We start from the raw sequence: 22289 nt of genomic DNA on the forward strand, positions 1-22289 counted from the left end.
TTTATCTTGTCCGGGGCCGGAAAGGTGAATGAAAATGAATAATAGCTATTGGCTGAAGAATGTGCGATTAGAATGCGGATACAAAAATGAGAATAATAGAGTGTCAGGTACAATAACAGATCAATTTCATTTATTAATAGAGGACGGCTGCATTGCTAAGATTACGAAGGAATTAGAGGCGTCCTCTGATAATCTGCCAATAGAAGATGCAAAGGGACTGCTGTTATTGCCATCCTTTGTTGAAAAGCATGTCCATCTTGATAAAACGTATATGGGGGATAAGTGGAGAGCCTGTATCCCTGCATCGGGTGTCATAGATCGATGTGAAATTGAAAAGAATGCATTGTTATCTATGTCTTCAAGCACTTATCAGCGGTCAAAAGCTTTGCTTAAGCAGCTAATATCCTATGGATCAACTCACATTAGAACCCATGTGGATATATACCCTGAAGTCCAATTACGGAATTTAGCTGAAGTTCAGCAGACATTGGAGGAATTTTCAGGCTATGCCAGCTCCGAGATTGTGGCCTTTGCCCAGCATGGTTTGCTGCGCTCAGGGACACCTCAGCTTATTAGAGAAGCTATTAGAAACGGTGCTGGAATTGTAGGTGCGGTCGATCCTGCTACTGTTGACAACAATATTGAAGCCTCGCTTGTTCAATTGATGGATTTAGCTGTAGAAGGCGATGCAGATATTGACTTGCATTTACATGATCCTGGTCACCTTGGGACTTTTACAATGAAAAGACTGGCCTTTCTGACTAAGGAAGCTGGCTGGGAAGGAAGGGTTGCAATTAGCCATGCATTTGGCCTGGGGGATGTTTCAAGGGAAGAAGCCTCCGAGGTGGCAGAGATTTTAAAAGACGCTCGTATTTCGATCGTTACTAGCCTTCCGTCTGGACGTGCGATCCCGCCTGTTGATCTGTTAAGTGATTGGGGAGTAGAGGTTGCTGTCGGAAACGATAATATTTTTGATTCATGGTGGCCAACAGGAAATGGAGATATCCTGGAAAGAGCAGGCCGTTTAATTGAACGGTATAGATGGACGGATGAAAAGTCTCTTTCACAGGCATTTAGATATATTACAGGGGGCAGAACGCCGCTTGATCAGAAGGGAAACCGGATCTGGCCAGCACCTGGTGATGAAGCCAGCATGGTCCTTGTCGATGCAAGCTGTTCAGCAGAGGCTATGGCGAGAAGGGCGGAACGCCATGCAGTGTACTATAAGGGAACTTTAGTTTGCGATAAAAAAGGCATAAATGCAGAGTGATCTTTCATTCTCTGGTTATTGTCTTCTAATATATTTCTAAAAATTGAAGAAGTAAAGAAAACTAAAAAATTGGTAAAGGAATCCGAAAAAAATAGTTAGATTTTTTTATACAATTTAATAAAGCAGTTTTTTAGATTCCTCAAAAAGCAGGATAAATATTAAAAGCAGAGGGGGAAATGCGATGATATATGATTTGATTATAAAAGGCGGCAATGTGGTTCTTAAAGAAGAGGTAATAAAGAATGATATCGCCATTATAAATGGAAAAATTGCAGCGATTGCGGAAACAATTGATCATGAAGCTGAACAGATTATCGATGCATCTGATCAATATGTTATGCCTGGAATGATCGATACTCATGTCCATATTTGTGAGCCTGGCCGAACAGAGTGGGAAGGGTTTATAACTGGAACTCAAGCGCTGGCAGCAGGAGGAACTACATGCTATGCGGATATGCCATTGAATGCCCTTCCGGCTACGATAGACAGGCACACACTGCAATTAAAGGCAGAAGCAGCCAAAGGGAAAAATTATATTGATTATGCATTTTATGGCGGACTTGTTCCAGGCAATCTTGAAAGGCTTGAAGAACTTTCAGATGAAGGAGTTATCGCATATAAATGCTTTATGTCCACTTGTGGAACGGATAATCCCGATGATTTTTCCAATGTGGATGATTATACCCTTTTTGCGGGGATGAAAAAGATTGCTGAACTGGGACGAATTTTATCCATTCATGCGGAAAATGCCCAAATTACCGATCGGTTAGGCGAAGAGTTAACGGTCCAGGGAAGGACAGCTGCTGCAGATTATGTCTTTTCAAGGCCTGTTTTAACAGAGGTTGAAGCAGTGAAACGTGCTCTTTATTTTGGTAAAGAAACCAAGTGCCCCATTCATTTTGTGCACATTAGCACCGCGGAAGCAGTAGAAGAAATTATGAAGGCCCGCAGCGCGGGTCAGGATGTCTCTCTTGAATCGTGTCCCCATTATTTTACGATATCATCTGAACAGTTCGAAAAAATTGGCCCGGCTGCCAAATGCTCTCCTCCGCTGCGAAGTAAAGAAGATCAGGAAAAGCTATGGAAAAAGTTAATAGAAGGCAAGATTGATATGTTAACATCTGATCATTCACCATGTCCTCCTGAAATGAAGTATAGTTCTTCAAATAATTTTTTCGAAGTGTGGGGAGGAATCACTGGGTGTCAAAACAGCGTTGATTTAATGTTTGATGAAGCGGTTTTGAAAAGAAAGCTGCCAATCACTCATTTTGCAAGAATGATTTCTTCTAATCCCGCTGAACGTTTTAACATTCCCAATAAAGGAGAAATAGCAGTATCAATGGATGCAGATATCATCTTCATTGATGCTAATCGTTCCTATGTTGTTGAGGAGGAAGGTTTGTATTATCGGCATAAGCATAGCCCATACATTGGGAGGGTGATTAATTGCCGGATAACTAAAACCCTTGTCCGCGGCAGGATTGTATATGATTTGGATCAGGGGATTGTTGGAAAACCTCTCGGAAAAGCCCTTAAGTTAAAAAACGGCAGGTCAGCTTTGAATATGATCTGAAATCAAATAGTCCGCAGAAAGATTATAGATAGGGGAATTTGGGATGACAGACTTAATCAATTTGCAGGGGAAACTTGAATATGAAAATTTAGCAGAACATATTGTGAACAGGCTTGAATGGCTGGGTTCATTTGCAAAGGACCCGGAAGGAGGAATTACCCGGCTGTTATACTCCCAGCAATGGACGGATACTCAGCAAGCTTTGAAAAGATGGATGGAAGCCGAGGGGTTGGAAGTAAAGTTTGATGAAGTGGGAAATCTTAGCGGAATACTGAAGGGAGTAAATCAAACAGAGACCGTTTTAACAGGATCCCATATAGATACTGTGAAAAATGGCGGATTGTATGACGGCCAGTATGGTATTGTGGCTGGGATTCTGGCTTTAATTTATTTGAAAGAACATTATGGAACTCCAAAACGCAATCTCGAGGTTGTTTCACTGGCAGAAGAAGAAGGAAGCAGATTTCCTTATTGCTTTTGGGGTTCAAAGAATATGGCAGGATGCGCATATAAAAAGGATGTTGAAAATCTTGCAGATTCAAATGGAGTAATTTTTTCTGACGCCATAAATGAGGCAGGGTTCAGATTTAGGGATGAAACCCAATCTCCGCGGCAGGACCTGAAAGTATTCGTAGAGATCCACGTCGAACAGGGAAATGTTCTTGAAACTGAAAAAAATCCTGTTGGTATTGTGAAATGCATCGTTGGGCAAAGGCGTTTTACAATTGAAGTAAAAGGTCAAGCCAATCACGCTGGAACAACACCCATGGCATATCGCAAAGATGCTGTGTATGCTGCCAGCCAAATGATATATGAAACACTTAATATGGCAGAGCAATATGGTGACCCGCTGGTAGCAACTGTCGGGAGGGTTGATATTTCACCCAACATTGCAAATGTGGTGCCGGGAAAAGCTGCGTTTACTTTAGATCTGCGCCATATTGATAAAAATACGATATCCCATTTTACTGAAAGATTTATAGAAAAAATAAATGATATATCACGAGAGCATGGGGTTGAAACGGTCATTGAAAAATGGCTTGATACCGATCCGGTCCCAATGGATCCTGAAATTACGGAATTAATTGAGAAGAAGTGCAAGGAAAAAAACTTGAGCTATAAAGTAATGCATAGTGGTGCAGGCCATGATGCACAAATTTTTGCAGCCTCCATTCCGGCGGCCATGCTATTTGTTCCGAGTGAAAAGGGCATTAGCCATAACCCTGGTGAATATACTGCGCCAGCTGATTTAGCTGAAGGAGTTAAAGCACTGATCAGCACTTTATATGAATTGGCTTATAAATAATATCAATGAAAAAGGGGAGTTATGTATGGGCTATCCAAAAGATCTATTATCAAGCAGGTCTGTAATAGAACATGGGAAATTTGCTTTAATTGCACCAGAAGGATTAGTGAACAATGTTATTCCTGGATTTGATCATTGCCTTATTTCGATTTTAGGTTCTCCTAAGCTAGGGGCAAGCTTTGTCGACTATTATGTGACAATGAAAAAAGGAGGCGGAAATAAGGAAGGATTCGGCGGACAGGAGGATGTTCAGACATTTGTTTACATACTGGAGGGAAAAATAAAAGCTTCTGCAGATGAAAAAGAGTTTATCCTGGAGGATAGCGGATACCTTTATTGTCCGCCGGGAGTGAAAATGTATTTGGAAAATTTGGACGATGGGGATTCTAAGCTCTTTTTATACAAGCAGAAATATCGCCCTCTTGAAGGGCGGAAGCCATGGGTTATATCAGGTCATGCAAATAGAATTGAATTCAGGAACTACGATGATATGCATAATGTAAACATTAAAGATCTGCTGCCTGCTGATTTAGATTTTGATATGAATTTTCATATCCTTTCGTTCGATCCTGCTGCGAGCCACCCGTTTATTGAAACACATGTACAGGAACACGGAGCATATATCCTCTCTGGGGAAGGGATGTATAATCTCGATAACAAGTGGATCCCAGTCAAAAAGGGCGATTATATTTTCATGGGCCCTTATGTTCACCAGGCCGCGTATGCAGTAGGGAGAGAAAATTTAACATATGTCTACTCAAAAGATTGCAATCGGGACGCTGAATTATAAAAAATTTCAGGAGAGGAGAAATAACGGTGTCAAACATACAGAGGATTATGGAAGAAAGAGTCTTTGAAATCGATAAAATAGCAAAGTTTGATCCTGAGAAACCGCAAAAGAACTATTTTTATGAAACTGATAAAACAGTCGGGGCTGTCTGGTGTCTGGAACCAGGCCAGGAGGTATATTTGCATTCTCACTCAAATGTAGATGATATGTGGGTTTGTATGGAGGGAACAGGAACCTACTTTCCTGACTTGGAGAATGAAATTCAAATAAGTAAAGGCATGGTGATCCTTGCTAAGCCTAATCAGATTCATGGAATGCGCAATACAGGGAAGGATAGATTTCTATTTGTTGGATTTGCTGCTGGCTCTCTGCCAATGGATATTACAAGATATTAAATCTGCATTCAGATAAAAAACATATCGCTCTAAGCCAGATCTTCTGGAAGAGAGCGATATGCTGAATTGAACACGAAATATATATTCATAAGGTGTCCCCGCTAGACGTTCACAGTCAGCTTAGTTCTTAATAGATTGTAAATGAAATAACTTAAGCAAATTAAGCTGGACAGAGAAAAGCTGATCCAAATCGTAAGAATATTTTCCATAATAGGCAAAGCTGCAAACCCCCCGGCAGTCCCAATAATAGAGGCAAGGGGAATAAGGGCAGGCAAGGTTTTACTCCCTAGTATAATGTATAGCATTGGAACGATCATGGAAGCATAAATATTACCGAAAAAAAACAGCAGTTCAATAGGGGATGGAGGCAGGATACTAACGATAATTAGTAATAATAGACAAATGGCTCCGGAAAACAGATAGGTGAATCCCCATTTTTCTTTATTGCTGAGAGGGCGAAGCACACCAGCGATATTTTTAATGATTAATGTGACAATAGCATGTAATTCTGCACTAATGGCAGATGAAATGGCACTGAAGCAAAACAGGACAAATAAAACAATAAGCAAAGTTGAATTGATTTTTCCAATTAACTCAAATAACAAAGAATAGATGGAATCATAGCTTCTTCCAAAAATAATAATCATGATCAGCGATGATAATGCAAGAGGAATCGTTGCCCATATTAAACCCGCTAATGTAAACGTAATTCTCAGCTTTTCTTTTTTTATAATAAAAACTCTCTGCCATGAGGCACGATCGATAATCACTTGTCCAAAGCCAATTAAAATGGCTGTGAAAATAAACAAAATAGCTTCCGTGTTTTTAACATAAAGTATGTATGGATGATATAATTTAATGCCTTCATAAACAGGATACACACCTTCCTGGATATAAAAGTAAACAGGGATGACGATGACAGCGCTGAATATGAGCACAACATTAATGCCTGCAAGCTGATGAATTCTTTGCATGCCTCCTATGCCCCCAATAAAAAAACAAAACAATAAAAAGAAAACCATACCAGAAAAAACAGGCAGGGGAAAAATCATGTGCAGAAGGATTCCTGCACCCATAGCCTGAACAAATATAGAATGGAAACTAATCACAAGAAGAAGAAAGATCATGAACCAGTAGCCGCGTGGAGTCAATCTTTCGCGCAATACATCTCCTATCGTTTGATGGTCGTGAAACCGATCCCGAATCCTTTTTGCTAATATTCCAAATAAGATGAGTGCAAGTGCCCCCATAAGAGAATAGCCGATTCCTCCGGTTAGTCCGTACTTTATTAATGTTTCGGGCGATGAAAGAATGGTATTGCCTGTTACCCATCTGGACAAAAGACTCACAACACCAAAACCGATTCCGAGCTGGAATGCCCCGCCAATATAGTATTGAAAATCGGTTTTCTTCATTGTGAAGTCTCCTTCAGGCGGTAATCCCTTGGAGATTGGCCAGTCATTTTCCGAAAGATTTGACTAAAGTAGTGCTGACTGTTAAAGCCGCACTTTTCTGAAATACTGCTAATACTTAAATCAGGACTTTCAATCAGCATTTTTTGTGCCTGTTTTAATCGAAAGTCATTTAAGTATTCGGAAAACCCCATTCCTACTTCCTCATGAAACTTTCTGCTCAGATAAGCTGAATTGATATGAATTTTAGATGCTAAATAATTTAAAGTAAGTTTTTCATTGTATTCCTTTTGAATAATTTGCAAGGCTTTAACAATCTGCTCAGAGTAGCTGCCAATTCGTTCATACCTTCGCAAAACGCTCATTAATTCCTCTTCAATGACGGGCTTTGTAATATAATCAATTACCCCGAGTCTGAGTGACTTTTGAATATAATCAAAATTTTGATAAGCTGTAACCATGATTAAATCAATGTCACCAGCTGAGGAAAGCTCCATTGCTAAATCTAACCCTGATTTTCCTGGGAGCTGAATATCAAGGAATGCAAGAAAGATGTCATGCTTCTTAATAATCTGAAGAGCTTGAGAGGCATCCTGAGCCTTGTAAAGAATCCAATTGGGAAATTTCTTTTTGATGAGATATTCCAGCTGTTCCAATTCGATAAGTTCATCATCTACAAGCAAAATATTCATTGCATCCTTTCTCCTTCCAATTTTTCTGACATAATAACGTGGGGGAATATAGCCAAAACAGCTGTTCCATCCCCCTGGTCTGTTAATTGAACAGAAGTTTCATCATGGGGGAATAAAAGCTCAAGTCTTCTTTTTATGTTCTCCAGCCCCACCCCGCCATCCAGGGGACTTGCTTCATAGCGTTCTATGGAATTGTTCCACACTGAGACATGAATGGATGATTCAATCTTTATTACTTTTATTTTTAATAAAGCCTCGCCAATATGTCTTTCAAAGGCATGCTTAAAAGCATTTTCCACAAGAGTTTGTATTAAAAAGGGAATGATAATGGCTTTATTCACATGATTGTCCAGTTGAATTTCATAATGAAGACGATCTCTAAATCTGGTTTTTTGTATCTCCAGATAGTAATTAACATACGTAAGTTCATCTTCAATTGAGATAAAGTTATTTAAAGTCCGATATTTAAATTTCAGGAGTTTTGAAAGGGTTTCAATCGACCGTATCAATTCTTCTTTGCGGTCGAGCCTGGCTAGAGCAAGGATTGAATTTAAGGTATTAAAAAAGAAATGCGGCTGGATTTCCTGGTTTAATTGATTGTATAAAGCTGTCTGCAATTCACTTTCCAGCGCTATTTCTCTTTTTTGCTTCTCAAGTAGGTCAATTCTTTTTTCAAAAACAAATAAAAATAGCAGGGTAAAGGCCCCTGCCAGCGGAACCAGAACACAAAACATAATGTATATGGAGAATGATTCAATAGGCAGCATGGGGTTCGTTTCTCCTTAAGTATTAAAAAAGGGAGGTATCATAACCTGTCCCTTTTTTAATATAACATTTTATACATAATAGAGGTATTTGTATTAAACTGGAAGAGTTTCAGCGAAATGACAGCTTACAAAGTGATTATTAACCAGCTCCCTAAGGGGAGGTTCCTCCTGTTTGCATTTTTCTGCAGCAAAAGGACAGCGTGTATGGAACCTGCAGCCTCCAGGAGGATCAATTGGTGATGGTACATCTCCTTTTAATATTACACGGTCCCTTTTTAAAGTTGGATCCGGGACTGGAATAGACGAGAGAAGCGCTTTTGTATAAGGGTGGAGCGGAGAATCGAACATTTCTTTTTTCTCTGCAATCTCGACCACTTTACCCAGATACATCACCATTACCCTGTCTGAAATATGCCTGACGACACTAAGGTCATGAGAGATAAAAAGAAAGGTCAATTTAAACTGCTTTTGCAGCTTCTTTAATAGATTGAGAATTTGTGCCTGGATAGATACATCCAGGGCAGATACAGCTTCATCACAAATGATTAATTTCGGATTCACGGCCAATGCTCTGGCGATCCCAATACGCTGGCGCTGGCCGCCGCTGAATTCATGCGGATATCTGTCAAGCGCTTCTGGAGGAAGTCCAACATAGCCCAGCAGTTCCAGCATTCTTTCCTGTCGCTTTGATTTTTCAACCACGTTCTGAATAGCCATGGCTTCATTCAAAATTTGTTTCACCGTTTGACGGGGATTAAGAGAAGCAAAAGGATCTTGAAATATTACCTGCAAATCACCTCTAAGTTTTCTCATATCCTTTTTATTTAGCGTTAAAATATCTTTCCCCATATAAAGAACCTTTCCGTCAGTAGGTTCATCAAGCCTTAAAATGGCACGTCCGGTTGTTGATTTCCCGCAGCCTGACTCCCCGACTATACTTAATGTTTCACCCTCAAAAAGCTCAAATGAAATATCGTCTACCGCCTTTACATATGTCTTTGGCTTGAAGATAGAGTCCTTTTTAACCGGGAAATATTGTTTTAATCGATCTACCTGCAGGATGATATTTTTTTCTGCGGCCGTGTTCATATTAGACAACCCCTTCTTTCTCTCTTTTGCCAGTCCACTTGTCGGTGTATTTCCAGCATCTTACTTTACTATCATCAGAATAGGCAACAAGATCAGGCTGTTGTGCAGCACATATATCTTCCGCATAAGGGCATCTAGAGGCGAAACGGCAACCGGCAGGCATATTGTAAGGGCTTGGGACACTGCCATCTATCGTAATTAATTCTTCCTGATCTTCATGGATTTTAGGCAATGAGTTCAATAAACCTTGGGTATACGGGTGCTTTGGAGCAGCAAATATTTGCTCTGTGGAAGCATGCTCGACTATATTGCCGGCATACATTACGGCTACCTTATCACAAGTTTCTGCCACTACCCCCAAATCGTGGGTGATCATAATTACACCCATTCCGATCTTTGTTTGCAGCTCTTTAATCAGCTCCAATATTTGTGCTTGAATCGTAACATCCAAGGCTGTCGTTGGCTCATCTGCTATTAATACCTCAGGTGTACATGCAAGAGCCATTGCAATCATGACACGCTGGCGCATCCCGCCGCTCAATTGGAATGGCTCTTGTTTCGCCCGTTTTTCAGGAGAGGGGATTCCAACCATCTTCAGCATTTCAACTGATTTATCCCATGCAGCTTTTTTTCCCATCTTTTGGTGCAGCCTTAAAGCTTCTGCAATTTGCTCTCCAACCGGGATTACAGGATTTAAGGAGGTCATTGGCTCCTGAAAAATCATAGATATTTCATTCCCGCGAATTTTTCTCATTTCATCCTCTGGCATTGTTACTAAATCTCTTCCTTTAAAAAGAACGGAACCACCGGCAATTTTTCCCGGAGGAGAAGGAATAAGGCGGAGAATGGAGAGGGAGGTCATACTTTTCCCGCATCCGGATTCCCCTACAATTCCCAGCGTTTCCCCTTTATGCAGTGTAAAATCGATGCCATCAACCGCTTTGCTGACTCCCCGCTTTGTTGTGAAGTGGGTTTTTAACCCTTTTACTTCAAGTATTGGCTTGTTTATTTCTTTCATGTCCAGTCACCACCCCTAACTAATTTAGTTCAATGCGTTTATTGAAGAACCGATAAAAGACATCTACGAATAAATTCACAACTACGAAAATAAGTGAGGCAAATAATACTCCTCCCTGGACCATTGGCAAATCACGCATTCGGATTGCATCGACAATCATTCTTCCAAGGCCATTAATAGCAAAGATCGATTCCACCAATACGGTACCTCCAAGGAGTGCGCCAAACTGCAGGCCCACAACCGTAATCACTGGTATAAGTGCATTTCTTAGTGCATGTTTATAAATGATGATTCGCTCGCGAAGCCCTTTTGCACGTGCTGTGCGAATATAATCCTGGCGAATAACTTCCAGCATGCTCGACCTGGTCATCCTTGCGACAATTGCTGCTCCTCCTGCTCCAAGGGTTATAGCCGGCAAGATGACATGGAGCAGACTGTCCCATCCTGCTACAGGTAAAATTTGAAGCTTAACAGAGAAGAAATACATAAGCATGAGGCCAAACCAGAAGCTTGGAAGTGAAATTCCTAAGAGCGCAACAAGCATAACGCTGACATCGGTCAAAGAATAAGGTTTAACAGCTGAAATAATACCTGCTGCCATTCCCAGAACGATTGTGATAATGATGCTAAAGAAGGCGAGTTCAATCGTAATTGGCAGTCTTACCAATATTTCATCAAGAACCGGCTGGCTGTTTTTTAAGGAGACGCCTAAATCCCCCTTAAACACATTTGTTAAGTATTCGAAGTATTGGATATATAAAGGCTGATTTAATCCAAGCTGTTCACGAATAGCTTCAATCGTTTCTTTTGAGGCTCCTTCACCGGCAAGAAGTACTGCAGGATCCCCTGGAACGAGCTGCATAATGAAGAAGACAACAAAAGTAACTCCAATAATAACCGGGATGGTCTGTAAAATCCGGCGTAATATAAACATCAGCATAGATGTAACCTCCTCAAAGCTTTTATTTTTTCATCCGGGGATCAAAAGCATCACGTAAGCCATCACCAAAAATATTAAATCCAAGGACGAGGATGGAAATAGCGAGACCAGGGAACAGGGCAATATACGGTGCAGAGAATAAGAAATCCCTCCCGCTGCTGAGCATGGTTCCCCATTCAGGTGAAGGCGGCTGTGCCCCAAGTCCAAGAAATGATAATCCAGCTGCTGACAGAATGGCAGTAGCTAAACGCAGAGTCCCTTGAACAATAATAGGTGATAGAATGTTCGGGAAAATATGCTTGAAAATAATGACAAAATCAGAGGCGCCAAGCGAGCGGATTGCATCAATATACTCAAGGCGCTTTACTTCTAAAGTAGATCCGCGGACAATCCTTGCAAATAAAGGTACAGAAAAAGCCCCTACTGCTATGGTCACATTTATCAGACTTGGACCCAATGCTGCAATAATGGCCAGCGCAAGAAGAATTCCTGGGAATGCGAGCATAACATCCATCATCCTCATGATAATGGTGTCAACCCATTTGCCATAAAACCCGGCCACAAGGCCAAAAATAATTCCGAAAAATGCTCCGAATAACACAGCAGCAAAGCCGACCCCCATTGATAGCCTTGAACCATAAAGAATTCGGCTTAAAATATCCCTTCCTTTATCATCTGTTCCCATCCAATGGTCTGCAGATGGAGGAGTCAGCTTATTTTCCAAATCAATTTCGTATGGGCTATATGGAGCCAGCAGCGGTGCAAATGCCGCCATTAATAGATAAACAAAAATAATAATGGCCCCAGCCAGTGCAGCTTTATTTTGCATCAATATAGAAAGAAAATCTTTTATTCTAGAATCCTTAGAGCTGATCAATGTCTTTACAGCTATTTCCGGCTGCTCCGTTTTTACTTGAACTGTCATCTTATTTCCCCCCTAAAAGATTTTTCTACTAGTACTAAAATGAAAATCGATATTCCTCCTTTCAAAAGAAAGAGTGAATTGCAAACGTTTAGTTAAAATTATCAAAATTACCTGTAAAGTAAATATTTTTTAAAACAGTTGTCAAAATATTTAAAAATAAGGTAAATATTCTGTAAATATCTGAATGCATCATCTTCTATAATGCAGATAAGCATTTACGGAGGGACGGTGAACATTGACTTTACTATCGGAATTATTTATTAAAAAAAGGGGAGAGAAAAATGGAGAAAGATAGAAAGCACTTTCGAAAGGGAATGCTAATGATTTTCCTATGCATAATGATGCTGCTGTCAACAGCATGTTCTACACAAACAAAAACAGAGCAGGCAGCTGGCAATGAATCCGAAGGTAAAAAGGATGGTGGCACCTTAACAGTTGTCCGTTTATCAGATGCAACAAAATTAGATCCTCACTTTATAACAGATATACCTTCAGCAAATATAATTTATCAAAAAGTATATGAAACTTTAGTGGAACCAGATAAAGATATGAACATTCAGCCGCTGCTGGCAACAGAATGGAATGTCATTGATGATACGACCTGGGAGTTTAAACTAAAAGAAGGCGTAACCTTTCATGACGGTACACCGTTTAACGCTGAGGCTGTGAAGGCCACCTTTGACCGTTTGCTGGATCCCAACACCGGGTCTCCTCAGCGTGAGAAATTCGCGATGATTAATGAAGTAAAAGTGATTGATGAGTACAAAATACAATTATTGCTTGATTATCCATATGCTCCGCTGCTTTCTATTCTTGCAAGCAGCGAAGGAAGCATCATGAGTCCAAAGGCGCTGGCCGAAAACCAGGAGACGCTTGCAGAGAAACCTGTTGGTACAGGCCCGTTTGTTTTTAAAGAATGGAAGACTGGACAGGAAATTTCCTTGGAGAAAAATGAAAACTATTGGGGAAAACAGCCAAGTATTGATGAGGTTGTTTTTAAGGTTGTTCCTGAAGACGCGACCCGGCTGGCTATGATTGAAACTGGGGAAGCACATATTAATGATCAGGTGCCTGTTACAGAAATTGAGAGAATTGAGGCTTCTGAATCGATGGGACTTCTCCGTGCTGAGGGGCTTGCAGTTGAATACATCGGCTTTAACACGAAGAAAAAACCATTGGATGATGTTAAAGTCCGCAAAGCAATCAGCCATGCCGTTGAGAGAGAAGCAATCATTAAAGGGGTTTACAACAATGTGGGGACACTTGCTAATGCTGCGATGAGTCCAAAAGTGTTTGGCCACAGTGAAAATGTTAAGCCTTATGATTATGATTTAAATGAAGCAAAGAAATTGCTAAAAGAAGCAGGATATGAAAACGGGCTTAAGCTTAAATTACTGACAAGTGATAGAAAAGAACGCATCAATATGGCTGAAGTTATTCAATCGCAATTAAAGGGAATTGGCGTTGAGGTAGATATTCAGGTAATGGAATATGGTGCATATATCGATACAATCGATAAATCTGAGCATGATTTGTTTATCGGGGGATGGGGAAATGCCACGGGAGATGGAGATTATAACCAGTATAATCTATTCCATACGGCATCACAGGGACCTCCCGGAAACCATTTCTATTACAGCAACCCTGAGGTAGACAAAATCATTGAAGAAGCACGCAGAGAGACTGACGAAGCAAAGCGGAAGGATCTTTATGAGAAAGTGATGCAAATGGAATTAGAGGATGCGGTCTATATACCAATCCGAAACTATGAACATATGGCTGCGCACAGCAAAAACGTAAGCGGCTTTTGGCTCAATGCTGCCAATTATTTAATGATTGATGAAGCAGTCATTAAATAAATAGAAGTTAAAGAGTGAAACGGAAAAGTACTTTTGAAGCAAAAGTACTTTTCCTTCATCTTCAATACTAAGGGGGAATCAGAATGACAGCTCTATGGTTTACAAATGTTCGGCTGGAAACAGGATTCATCAGCGAAAATGAACAAATTACAGGCACAAGCACAGAAATTTGCCACTTGAAAATCGAAGATGGGAAAATTGCAGAAATTTCACAGCTTGCCCCAGATTCTAATGAAAGCCAGCTTGATGCAAAACAGAAGCTTCTGCTTCCTTCTTTAAGAGATATGCACATTCATATTGACAAAACCTATTACGGAGGGCCATGGAAAGCCTGTACACCGATCACGAATGGCATTTTCACTAGATTAGAAGAGGAAAAGGAGCTATTGCCAAAGCTTCTCCCAACCGCACAAGAACGTGCTGAGAAAATGATAGAGCTGTATTTAAAAAATGGCCATACCCACATTCGCACACATTGTAATGTTGACCCTGTAATTGGCCTGAAAAACTTGGAAGCTACTGTCAATGCACTAAAGAAATATGAAGATGTCCTTACATATGACATTGTTGCGTTTCCGCAGCATGGACTGCTGAGAAGCGGTTCTGTTCAGTTAATTCGGGATGCTATGAAAAATGGTGCCACGTTAGTAGGCGGAGTTGATCCAGCTACCGTAGACAGAAACATTGAAAAGTCCCTGCACACCATTTTTGAAATCGCAGCAGAGCATAATAAGGGAGTCGATATCCATCTTCATGATCCTAACTCATTGGGAGCTTTTACATTCGAGAGAATGGCAGATTATACAAAAGAAGCAGGCATGGCAGGAAGAGCAACCATTAGCCATGGAATTGCTTTAGCTGACTTGTCCGGAGATGCATTGGCTGAGATGGCGGCAATATTGAAAGAGCAGGAAATTGACGTGACGACTACCATTCCAATTAATCGTACAACTATTCCGGTTCCTGCCCTTGATCGTTACGGTATTCCCGTTTCAGTCGGCCATGACAGCATCACCGATCACTGGTCCCCGTTCGGAACAGGAAACACCATACAGAAACTGGGGACACTTGCGGAAAGGTTCCGAATGATTGATGAATATTCTTTATCATCAGTCTTGAAGTTTGCAACTGGCGGGATTACTCCTCTGAATAAAGCTGGTGAAAGGGTTTGGCCAAAAGTCGGAGACGATGCAACGATGATGCTTGTTGATGCGGCATGTTCGGCAGAGGCAATTGCAAGAAGAGCACCGGTTGAGGCATTATTTTTCAAAGGCAATAAGGTTGAAAGCAAACGAAGTGAGAAAAACCTGATAAATTCATAGCTTAAGAGCAAAAAGGAGGCTATACAGTGTCAACTTCCCATTGGTTAACAAATATAAAGCTTGAAACAGGATATCTTCAGGATGACAAGGGAGCATATACCACAACAACGGAACTCTTTCATTTAAAAATTGAAGATGGAAAAATCATAGAAAAACAGGGCAGCACTTATAAAATTTCCGAGAATGAAAAAAAGGTGGACGGAAGAGGATTTCTGGCACTGCCATCTTTTAAAGAGATGCACAACCATCTTGATAAGACCTATCTATCTCTTGATTGGAAGGCATGCAGGCCGGTCAAAAACTTAGAGGAACGTTTACGGTATGAAGCAATGGAGCTTGAGGAATTGGCGCCTACATCCAAACAGCGGGCAAGCAAAATGATCGAGCTTCTCCTTTCTAAGGGGTCAACTCATATTCGTACCCATGTTAATATTGATCCTTATATTGGCTTAAAGAACCTGGAGGGCGTAAGAGAAGCTCTAGAAGACTATTCCGACAAACTGACATACGAAATTGTAGCTTTCCCTCAACACGGTCTTTTAAGGGAACATGTAATTCCTCTCATGAAAGAAGCCATGAGATCTGGCGCCAGCATTGTAGGCGGTCTTGATCCTGCAGGAATTGACCGCAACATTGAAAAGTCACTTTATGAAGTTATGAATCTGAGTACAGAATTTGATGCAGATATAGATATCCATTTACATGATGGCGGACATGCTGGATTATATACCATTGACAAATTTGCTGAAATGATAGAAGAAGCCAAGTGGCACAATCGTGCTGCTGTAAGCCATGCATTTTGTTTAGGGGAAGTACCAGTGCCGCAGGCAGAAGAAATGGCGGAAAGATTGAATGGGCTTGGAATGTCAATTATGTCTACTATTCCTATAACAAAATCTCTTCCGCCAATTGAACTCCTGGACAGGAAAGGTGTAAATGTTTACCTGGGCTGTGATGGATTCTATGATTCCTGGGGACCTTTCGGGAATGGAGATCTGCTCGAAAAAGTAACGAGATATGGTGAACTTTATCGCAATAGCGATGAAATTTCTCTGGCACAATCATTAAAATGGGCCACTGGAGGTCCTGTTCCATTAAACAAGGATGGAGAGATGAGTTGGCCGCTTGAGGGAGAAGAAGCAAACTTGGTGCTAGTCAATGCTTCGTGTTCGGCAGAAGCTGTTGCGAGAACACCTGAAAGAGAAGCGGTAATTTTTAGAGGGAAAGTGGTCGCAGGGCAGCTGTCATAGAGTGTTTCTGGTATAAATACCATATTTTACGGAGGATCATATGTTAAAAATTGATGATAGCCTTGTGTTATTAACAGCAGCAGAAAATGGTGACCTTGAATGTTTGAAATCCTGTATAGAGAGCGGCATTAATATTAATCTGCAAGATAAGAAAAAACGAACGGCCATTTTGATTGCTTCAATAAATCAGCATTATGATTTGGTTCATTTTCTGGCGGAGTCAGGAGCAGACATTAATCTTCAAGATCAAACCAGCTTAAACCCATTTTTATATGGATGCATTCATGGAGATTTGAAGTTAGTAAAAATGATGATTAGCGCTGGGGCTGATATTAATCTTTTAACGAGATTTGGCGGAGTGGGTCTTACTCCAGCCTGCGAAAAGGGACATTTAGAAGTAGTTCGGGAGCTTTTAACATCTACAGATATGAACGTAAATCATACCAATTATTGCGGATGGACACCTTTGATTGAAGCCATTGTTTTGAATGATGGAGGAGAAACCCAGCAGGCCATCATAAAGCTATTGCTTGAACACGGGGCCTATACAAGTCTAACAGACCAATATGGTGTGAAGCCGATTGAGCTTGCCAGAAGAAAAGGATACAAAGAAATAGTGGATATTTTATTTACCGCTGGTATAGAGTAATTGCAAAGTTTTTAGGGAAGAAATCCCTTTCTGTTTTAATAGCAGAAAGGGATTTCTTTTGGTTTAGATAGATGTCCCCGCAAGATTGAATCCCTGAGCAGCGGAAGCATGCAATGCAAGAGGATAGTAAGTACCCGCAAGAAAACTAAAGTTTAAAAGTTTTATTAAGCAGGGAAGATATAGAAAGGGATATTCAAATAATTCCGAAGACAGTATGTTAACATCAAGTATAAGGACATATTTAAATAAAGGAGGAAATGCGATGAAAACAGATATCCAAAAAGAAGAAAACCGTTTTTTTATGAATGATGAAGAAGGGAATATGATTGCGGAAATTACGTATATTCCAAGCGGCGATTCTGTCATAACCATAGATCATACATATGTAAGCGACTCCCTGCGCGGACAGGGAATTGCAGGAAAGCTTCTGGAAAGCGTCGTTCAGGAGGCGCGCAGCAAGGGATATAAGATTGTGCCTGCCTGCTCATATGCCAAAGCTGTTTTTGACCGAAAGAGCGAATATCAGGATTTGCTTGCAAACTAAAGGAGGTTTTCTGAATGGACGCAAAAAGAATGAATGTAAATGGAACAGCCATTTCATACTATGATGAAGGCAAAGGGGAGCCGCTTGTATTGCTGCATGGATTTTGCGGCAGCAAAGATTACTGGGCAAGGGTCATTCCAATTTTGGCGGAGAACTTTCGAGTCATTGCGATGGATCTTCCGGGACATGGAGAGTCAGGACTGCCAGAGGGTGAACCCTCTATTGAAAATATGGCAGAAGCAATCAAAGGGGCTATAGATGAGCTGGAACTTGATAAAGTATCTCTTTTCGGCCATTCATTGGGCGGCTATGTAACCCTTGCATTTGCGGAAGCCTATGAGGAAAAGCTGAAATCCTTTTCCCTTATCCATTCAACAGCCAGCCCGGATTCCGAAGAAGGGAAAAAAGGAAGGGATGTAGCAGCCGGTAAGATCGATAAAGAGGGTGTGGAATCCTTTATAGATGGACTGGTGCCGAAGCTTTTTGCACCAGGGGAGAAACATCAAGATGAAATTCAACTGGCAAAAGAAATTGGCTATCGTACAAGTGCTGAAGGTGCAAAGGCTTCCTTGAAAGCGATGAAACAGCGTGATGACCGCAGTCATGTCTTGAAAAGTACAAAGCTCCCAGCCTTAATTGTGGCCGGAGAACAGGACCAGATTGTTCCTCCAGAAAAATCATTTGCAGTTAAAGGATCTAACATCAAGCAGGTGACCATTGATGATGCGGGGCACATGAGCATGTACGAAGCGCCGGAAGAACTTGGTGAGGTTATCCGCGGGTTTTTAAAAGAGTAAGCAGTCTTTGTTTTGGAGCGCACATAAAATTTTTTATCCGCACATAAATTTGTGTTATCCGCACCCAAAAAATCTTATCCGCACATAAATTGGCGTTATGCGCACATAAAGCTCTCACTGTGCCATCAAATTAATCATTTTTGCGATTGAGATATAGAAAAAAAGCTCCTTTTCAAGCCGAAAAGGAGCTTTTGCTTATTTGAAAATAACTGAAATAATCTCGTCCGTCGTCATTCCGCTTTCTATTTCAAACGTGCCGGGACGCAGATCATTCTCAAGACCGCGTTTTTCTACATCTTTATAGAATTGGATGCCGCTTTCAATTATATGGGCTTTTTCAAGCGCGTTCCCCACATCAATGCTGGTCATTCCCATTGATACGGTTAAAATAGTCCGGTAAACAACTTTTTCGCCGGTTTTGTCATCGGTTTTCTTGTCTGCTTTGTCTTCTTTTTTCTCGCTGGACTTTGCGGCAGCAGCAAGCTGCTTGCTCCATTCATCTTCCGTGTTGATGACGTAGCCTTTAGCTGCCAGCAGGTCAATCATTTCTTCATCTGACAGCTTTTCCACTTTCTCTGCTTTATCCGATGGCTTTTCAGTGCTCTTGGCTTCAGAAGGTCCAAATAGATAGACACTTCCCGTCAAAATGGCAGCCGCTAAAAGGCCTGCTGCAAAACTGCGCAAGGAATTTGGTGTCATTGGGCAACCATACTCCTTTCACCCTTGTTCGCTGAATAAGGCAAGAGCATAAGATCAACCTCGTTAGGCGTAAGCTGTTTTTTTAATGCAATGCTTTCATTGGAATATCCGCGTTTATGCATATCCAGTACTTCGCGAAGCAGCAATCTTTCTTCTGATGGCCCGCTCATAGCTCCCGATTGCTTAGCTGTAATCTCTGCGTCCAATTCAATATTTCTGATTTGCTGCTGAAGCTCATGAATTTCATTTTTTAGTGTAAAAGTAACCTGATCAATTTGCTGCTCAATATTTGATTTTGACTGCGCCGTTTTTAAAAACGATAAAATGAGCAGCACGACTGCTGAACCAAATAATATGGCAATTACCCATCCCATCCTAAAATCCTCCCTTATGTAAACACTTTTTTTCTCGGTATCTATTTTTTTACCAAACTAAATTATACCTTTATTGCCGGGGGATTTCGAATGATAACCTCAAAATAACACGATAGTCCTGTTTTTATCGCAGTTTAACGGGCAGTAAGACCCCTTTTTCAAGACTCAGAGGAATCAAAGGAGGATAAGTGGGGGTCTAACTGCCCGTAAAAGCCCGATTAGTTCAACTAACAATCAGTGGGGGATAAAGAACCCCCCACTGATTGAAGTTTCACTTTATGTCAGAAAAAGGTGCGGATGGTAAATCTTATTTCTTATAAAAGCCCGGGCCATTCAGGACCGGGCTTCCATTTGTTCAGTTTTCTTTCTGCAGCTGTGCGCGCTTGGCGGCATGCAGAATGTCTTCGATGGGAGAGACTCTCCCGAATTTATCTTTATGGACAATATGTTTTCTTTCAAATTGGGTGGGATTATCAATTCCTGCTGCTGCCGCCAGATTGTATAACCCTTCTCTGAGCGAAATGACATAGTTGCAAACCCGGTAATGCTTTTCCTCAACAATTAATCCATCCTGAAGCTTTTTGTCGGTTGTCGCCACCCCTGCCGGGCAGTGATTGGTATGGCAGACACCGGCCATAATGCAGCCGACGCTGATCATAAAACCGCGGGCAATATTGACCAGATCTGCTCCCATTGCAAGAGCTATGGCAATTTTATCAGGAGTGATTAATTTACCGGAAGCGATAATTTTCACACGGTCCCGTACTCCATACTCCCTCAGCATTTCATCGACAACTGTCAGGGCGGATTGGATAGGGAGCCCCACGCTGTCCGCAAGCTCCTGATAAGTCGCCCCTGTTCCGCCTTCACCGCCATCCACTGTGATGAAGTCCGGGCCTTTGCCGCTCTCCTTCATATAGGAAATCATGTTTTCAAGAGCATCCAGGTCACCTACCACAATTTTCATGCCGACAGGCTTTCCGCCAACACTTCTGAGCTCCTCTATAAAATCGAACATGGAAGGGACATTATCAAATTCATAGAAACGGTTTGGACTGTTAATCGTTTTCCCGACTTCGACAAGCCGGATACTGGCGATTTCTTCGGTTACTTTTTGGCCTTCCACATGGCCGCCGCGGGTTTTTGCACCCTGTGCAAGCTTAAGTTCAAAGGCCTTGACCTCAGGTATTTCGCTTTTCTTTTTAAATTCTTCCCATGAGAATTCCCCGTTGGGCTTTCGGACACCGAACATATCAGGGCCGATTTGCATAATGATGTCCGGGCTGCCGGCCAAATGATACTGAGACAGGCCGCCTTCACCGGTATTCATCCAGGTTCCTCCTGCAAGGCCAAGCCCTTTGGAAAGGGCCGTAATGGCTTTTTCACCGAGGGATCCATAGCTCATGGCCGATTGTCCGACAAGACCTTTAACCCTGAATGGCTGCCGGCAGCTTTTTTCTCCCAGCACAACCGCATCCTCATCCCGAAGATAGTAAGGATCAGCCAATTTTTCTTCGCTGTGCTCCTTTCTTGAAAAAAGATTATCCCCATCGACCTTATAGACACGTGTGTTTATTTTCCTTGTATTATCCACCTGCATTTCATCAACCAGTTTTGGGAACAGGGTGTTTCGTATATAAAAGCCTTCTTCGTCAAAATTTCTTATCGATCCGAAGCCTATTAATCTTTCTTTGTATTTGCCGGCTTTTACAACATCCTGGTATTCCTTTCTGGAAAAAGGCTTGCCTTCTGTATCATTATTGAACAGGTACTGTCTTAGCTCAGGCCCTACATTTTCTGCGAAGTACCGCACCTTCCCGATTACCGGGAAGTTCCTCAGTATGGAGTGCTGTTTCTGCCTGTCATCTTTTATATACCAATAAATAAATAGAATGACAGGGACAAAAATAACCAATGAGATAAATACGAATAATGCAATGACAAGGTAATCTGTTAAACTCATTTTATCCTCCTTCTATTAAAACTGGCTTAGGGCTTCACTGATAGGGGTGTCTCCCGAGGCTGCTTCAATGGTTGAATGAAAGACCGCTTCCTGGTTAAGGGACTCTACCAGAACTTCAGCAGCGTCCTCGCGCGGTATCTCAGCCTTTCGGTCATGGATTTTCTTCGACAGGGTAATGGCTCCGTTCCCGGGATTGTCCGTTAATTGGCCAATCCGAACCACTGTGTATACTAGATTGGCAGTTTTGAGCATATCCTCAGGAAGATCCTTCGCCGCAATTTTGCGGGAAGGGTCTGTTTCGCTTTCCTCCGCTTTAACTGCACTCATCATCACAAATCTCCTGACATTTGATTTTTGTGCCAATTGGATGATGTCGGATATAGATTGGTGATCGACCATAACGGTTTTGCCTGTATGTTTTTTAGGATTGACGCCTGTCAAGTAAATCACGGCATCTGATGCCTGCAGATAGGGGATCAGTTTTTCCTCGTCATAAACAATTGCCTGTGCTGCTCCCAGCTTGATCAGAACTTCCATTTGGTTTTCCTTTGCCGCAACGGCAAGAGCTTCATGCTTCCTGTCAGCGAGCTTCCTGATTACATGCTCACCGACATCTCCATTGGCACCGATTACAATCACCTTCATGCTAACGCCT

22 protein-coding genes are annotated in these 22289 nt (G+C 41.5%); 11 read left to right on the plus strand and 11 right to left on the minus strand.

Annotated features, from left to right (window positions below; all coding sequences use genetic code 11):
* The first annotated feature begins 34 nt into the window (after positions 1–34).
* From AC3WTL_RS00585 to AC3WTL_RS00605, 5 genes are all read left to right on the plus strand, one after another.
* Entirely contained in the window at positions 35–1270 is a 1236-nt protein-coding gene (locus AC3WTL_RS00585) for an amidohydrolase (protein ID WP_222498660.1), read from the plus strand.
* Between the two features lie 181 nt (positions 1271–1451).
* Positions 1452–2843 (plus strand): allantoinase AllB, encoded by a 1392-nt coding sequence (gene allB, locus AC3WTL_RS00590; RefSeq protein WP_222498661.1) that lies wholly within the window; start codon positions 1452–1454, stop codon positions 2841–2843.
* A gap of 43 nt (positions 2844–2886) precedes the next feature.
* Positions 2887–4149, plus strand: coding sequence for an allantoate deiminase (gene allC, locus AC3WTL_RS00595; protein ID WP_048010385.1), 1263 nt, complete (start codon positions 2887–2889; stop codon positions 4147–4149).
* A 25-nt stretch (positions 4150–4174) separates the two neighbouring features.
* The gene (allE, locus tag AC3WTL_RS00600; protein WP_048010443.1) at positions 4175–4939 is read left to right on the plus strand and encodes a (S)-ureidoglycine aminohydrolase; all 765 of its coding nucleotides are present in this window, start codon (positions 4175–4177) and stop codon (positions 4937–4939) included.
* Between the two features lie 26 nt (positions 4940–4965).
* A complete protein-coding gene (locus AC3WTL_RS00605) occupies positions 4966–5334 on the plus strand; it encodes a cupin domain-containing protein (RefSeq protein ID WP_226619365.1) in 369 nt (122 codons plus the stop codon).
* A 101-nt stretch (positions 5335–5435) separates the two neighbouring features.
* Here the strand turns inward: AC3WTL_RS00605 and AC3WTL_RS00610 are convergent, their stop codons facing one another.
* The 7 genes from AC3WTL_RS00610 to AC3WTL_RS00640 form a co-directional block, all read right to left on the minus strand.
* Complete coding sequence (locus AC3WTL_RS00610) at positions 5436–6749, minus strand: SLC5/6 family protein (protein WP_048010384.1); 1314 nt, start codon at positions 6747–6749, stop codon at positions 5436–5438.
* The gene (locus AC3WTL_RS00615; RefSeq protein WP_048010383.1) at positions 6746–7438 is read right to left on the minus strand and encodes a response regulator transcription factor; all 693 of its coding nucleotides are present in this window, start codon (positions 7436–7438) and stop codon (positions 6746–6748) included. The genes AC3WTL_RS00610 and AC3WTL_RS00615 overlap by 4 nt, the downstream gene beginning before the upstream one ends.
* A complete protein-coding gene (locus AC3WTL_RS00620; RefSeq protein WP_048010382.1) occupies positions 7435–8205 on the minus strand; it encodes a sensor histidine kinase in 771 nt (256 codons plus the stop codon). The genes AC3WTL_RS00615 and AC3WTL_RS00620 overlap by 4 nt, the downstream gene beginning before the upstream one ends.
* Before the next feature lie 93 nt (positions 8206–8298).
* Entirely contained in the window at positions 8299–9294 is a 996-nt protein-coding gene (locus AC3WTL_RS00625; RefSeq protein ID WP_048010381.1) for an ABC transporter ATP-binding protein, read from the minus strand.
* Between the two features lies 1 nt (position 9295).
* Positions 9296–10312 (minus strand): ABC transporter ATP-binding protein, encoded by a 1017-nt coding sequence (locus tag AC3WTL_RS00630; protein ID WP_048010380.1) that lies wholly within the window; start codon positions 10310–10312, stop codon positions 9296–9298.
* A 19-nt stretch (positions 10313–10331) separates the two neighbouring features.
* The gene (gene nikB, locus AC3WTL_RS00635; RefSeq protein WP_048010379.1) at positions 10332–11252 is read right to left on the minus strand and encodes a nickel ABC transporter permease; all 921 of its coding nucleotides are present in this window, start codon (positions 11250–11252) and stop codon (positions 10332–10334) included.
* A gap of 22 nt (positions 11253–11274) precedes the next feature.
* Complete coding sequence (locus AC3WTL_RS00640) at positions 11275–12177, minus strand: ABC transporter permease (RefSeq protein WP_048010378.1); 903 nt, start codon at positions 12175–12177, stop codon at positions 11275–11277.
* Between the two features lie 281 nt (positions 12178–12458).
* Between AC3WTL_RS00640 and AC3WTL_RS00645 the strand changes: the two genes are divergently transcribed.
* From AC3WTL_RS00645 to AC3WTL_RS00670, 6 genes are all read left to right on the plus strand, one after another.
* Positions 12459–14036, plus strand: a complete 1578-nt coding sequence (locus AC3WTL_RS00645; RefSeq protein ID WP_222498663.1) for a glutathione ABC transporter substrate-binding protein — start codon at positions 12459–12461, stop codon at positions 14034–14036.
* A gap of 83 nt (positions 14037–14119) precedes the next feature.
* Positions 14120–15358: an amidohydrolase family protein gene (locus AC3WTL_RS00650; RefSeq protein WP_048010376.1), complete on the plus strand. Its 1239-nt coding sequence runs from the start codon at positions 14120–14122 to the stop codon at positions 15356–15358.
* Positions 15359–15384: 26 nt separating this feature from the next.
* Complete coding sequence (locus AC3WTL_RS00655) at positions 15385–16608, plus strand: amidohydrolase (RefSeq protein ID WP_222498665.1); 1224 nt, start codon at positions 15385–15387, stop codon at positions 16606–16608.
* Positions 16609–16648: 40 nt separating this feature from the next.
* Complete coding sequence (locus AC3WTL_RS00660; protein WP_222498667.1) at positions 16649–17257, plus strand: ankyrin repeat domain-containing protein; 609 nt, start codon at positions 16649–16651, stop codon at positions 17255–17257.
* 214 nt (positions 17258–17471) lie between these two features.
* A complete protein-coding gene (locus AC3WTL_RS00665; RefSeq protein ID WP_222498669.1) occupies positions 17472–17801 on the plus strand; it encodes a GNAT family N-acetyltransferase in 330 nt (109 codons plus the stop codon).
* 14 nt (positions 17802–17815) lie between these two features.
* Positions 17816–18598: an alpha/beta fold hydrolase gene (locus AC3WTL_RS00670; protein WP_222498671.1), complete on the plus strand. Its 783-nt coding sequence runs from the start codon at positions 17816–17818 to the stop codon at positions 18596–18598.
* 195 nt (positions 18599–18793) lie between these two features.
* Here the strand turns inward: AC3WTL_RS00670 and AC3WTL_RS00675 are convergent, their stop codons facing one another.
* The 4 genes from AC3WTL_RS00675 to AC3WTL_RS00690 form a co-directional block, all read right to left on the minus strand.
* On the minus strand, positions 18794–19297 hold the full coding sequence (locus AC3WTL_RS00675; protein ID WP_197249150.1) for a hypothetical protein: 504 nt from the start codon (positions 19295–19297) through the stop codon (positions 18794–18796).
* Positions 19294–19671 carry a hypothetical protein gene (locus tag AC3WTL_RS00680; protein ID WP_048010370.1) on the minus strand — a complete coding sequence of 126 codons (378 nt, stop codon included), beginning with the start codon at positions 19669–19671 and terminating at the stop codon, positions 19294–19296. Before AC3WTL_RS00680 ends, AC3WTL_RS00675 begins: the two co-directional genes overlap by 4 nt.
* Before the next feature lie 355 nt (positions 19672–20026).
* Positions 20027–21634, minus strand: a complete 1608-nt coding sequence (locus AC3WTL_RS00685; RefSeq protein ID WP_048010369.1) for an FMN-binding glutamate synthase family protein — start codon at positions 21632–21634, stop codon at positions 20027–20029.
* Between the two features lie 15 nt (positions 21635–21649).
* The gene (locus AC3WTL_RS00690; protein ID WP_492368776.1) at positions 21650–22279 is read right to left on the minus strand and encodes an NAD(P)H-binding protein; all 630 of its coding nucleotides are present in this window, start codon (positions 22277–22279) and stop codon (positions 21650–21652) included.
* Between the last annotated feature and the right edge of the window lie 10 nt (positions 22280–22289).

The sequence above is a fragment of the Cytobacillus sp. EB106-05-05-XG126 genome (assembly GCF_058791715.1).

Excerpts from the sequence above, each read along its gene's own strand:
- AC3WTL_RS00650 (WP_048010376.1), top strand. The coding sequence starts at position 14,120 with ATGACAGCTCTATGGTTTACAAATGTTCGGCTGGAAACAGGATTCATC.
- AC3WTL_RS00630 (WP_048010380.1), bottom strand. The coding sequence starts at position 10,312 with ATGAAAGAAATAAACAAGCCAATACTTGAAGTAAAAGGGTTAAAAACC.
- AC3WTL_RS00660 (WP_222498667.1), top strand. The coding sequence starts at position 16,649 with ATGTTAAAAATTGATGATAGCCTTGTGTTATTAACAGCAGCAGAAAAT.
- AC3WTL_RS00680 (WP_048010370.1), bottom strand. The coding sequence starts at position 19,671 with ATGGGATGGGTAATTGCCATATTATTTGGTTCAGCAGTCGTGCTGCTC.
- AC3WTL_RS00690 (WP_492368776.1), bottom strand. The coding sequence starts at position 22,279 with ATGAAGGTGATTGTAATCGGTGCCAATGGAGATGTCGGTGAGCATGTA.
- AC3WTL_RS00615 (WP_048010383.1), bottom strand. The coding sequence starts at position 7,438 with ATGAATATTTTGCTTGTAGATGATGAACTTATCGAATTGGAACAGCTG.
- AC3WTL_RS00640 (WP_048010378.1), bottom strand. The coding sequence starts at position 12,177 with ATGACAGTTCAAGTAAAAACGGAGCAGCCGGAAATAGCTGTAAAGACA.
- allE (WP_048010443.1), top strand. The coding sequence starts at position 4,175 with ATGGGCTATCCAAAAGATCTATTATCAAGCAGGTCTGTAATAGAACAT.
- AC3WTL_RS00625 (WP_048010381.1), bottom strand. The coding sequence starts at position 9,294 with ATGAACACGGCCGCAGAAAAAAATATCATCCTGCAGGTAGATCGATTA.
- AC3WTL_RS00585 (WP_222498660.1), top strand. The coding sequence starts at position 35 with ATGAATAATAGCTATTGGCTGAAGAATGTGCGATTAGAATGCGGATAC.
- AC3WTL_RS00610 (WP_048010384.1), bottom strand. The coding sequence starts at position 6,749 with ATGAAGAAAACCGATTTTCAATACTATATTGGCGGGGCATTCCAGCTC.
- allC (WP_048010385.1), top strand. The coding sequence starts at position 2,887 with ATGACAGACTTAATCAATTTGCAGGGGAAACTTGAATATGAAAATTTA.
- AC3WTL_RS00670 (WP_222498671.1), top strand. The coding sequence starts at position 17,816 with ATGGACGCAAAAAGAATGAATGTAAATGGAACAGCCATTTCATACTAT.
- AC3WTL_RS00620 (WP_048010382.1), bottom strand. The coding sequence starts at position 8,205 with ATGCTGCCTATTGAATCATTCTCCATATACATTATGTTTTGTGTTCTG.
- AC3WTL_RS00645 (WP_222498663.1), top strand. The coding sequence starts at position 12,459 with ATGGAGAAAGATAGAAAGCACTTTCGAAAGGGAATGCTAATGATTTTC.
- nikB (WP_048010379.1), bottom strand. The coding sequence starts at position 11,252 with ATGCTGATGTTTATATTACGCCGGATTTTACAGACCATCCCGGTTATT.
- AC3WTL_RS00675 (WP_197249150.1), bottom strand. The coding sequence starts at position 19,297 with ATGACACCAAATTCCTTGCGCAGTTTTGCAGCAGGCCTTTTAGCGGCT.
- allB (WP_222498661.1), top strand. The coding sequence starts at position 1,452 with ATGATATATGATTTGATTATAAAAGGCGGCAATGTGGTTCTTAAAGAA.
- AC3WTL_RS00685 (WP_048010369.1), bottom strand. The coding sequence starts at position 21,634 with ATGAGTTTAACAGATTACCTTGTCATTGCATTATTCGTATTTATCTCA.
- AC3WTL_RS00665 (WP_222498669.1), top strand. The coding sequence starts at position 17,472 with ATGTTAACATCAAGTATAAGGACATATTTAAATAAAGGAGGAAATGCG.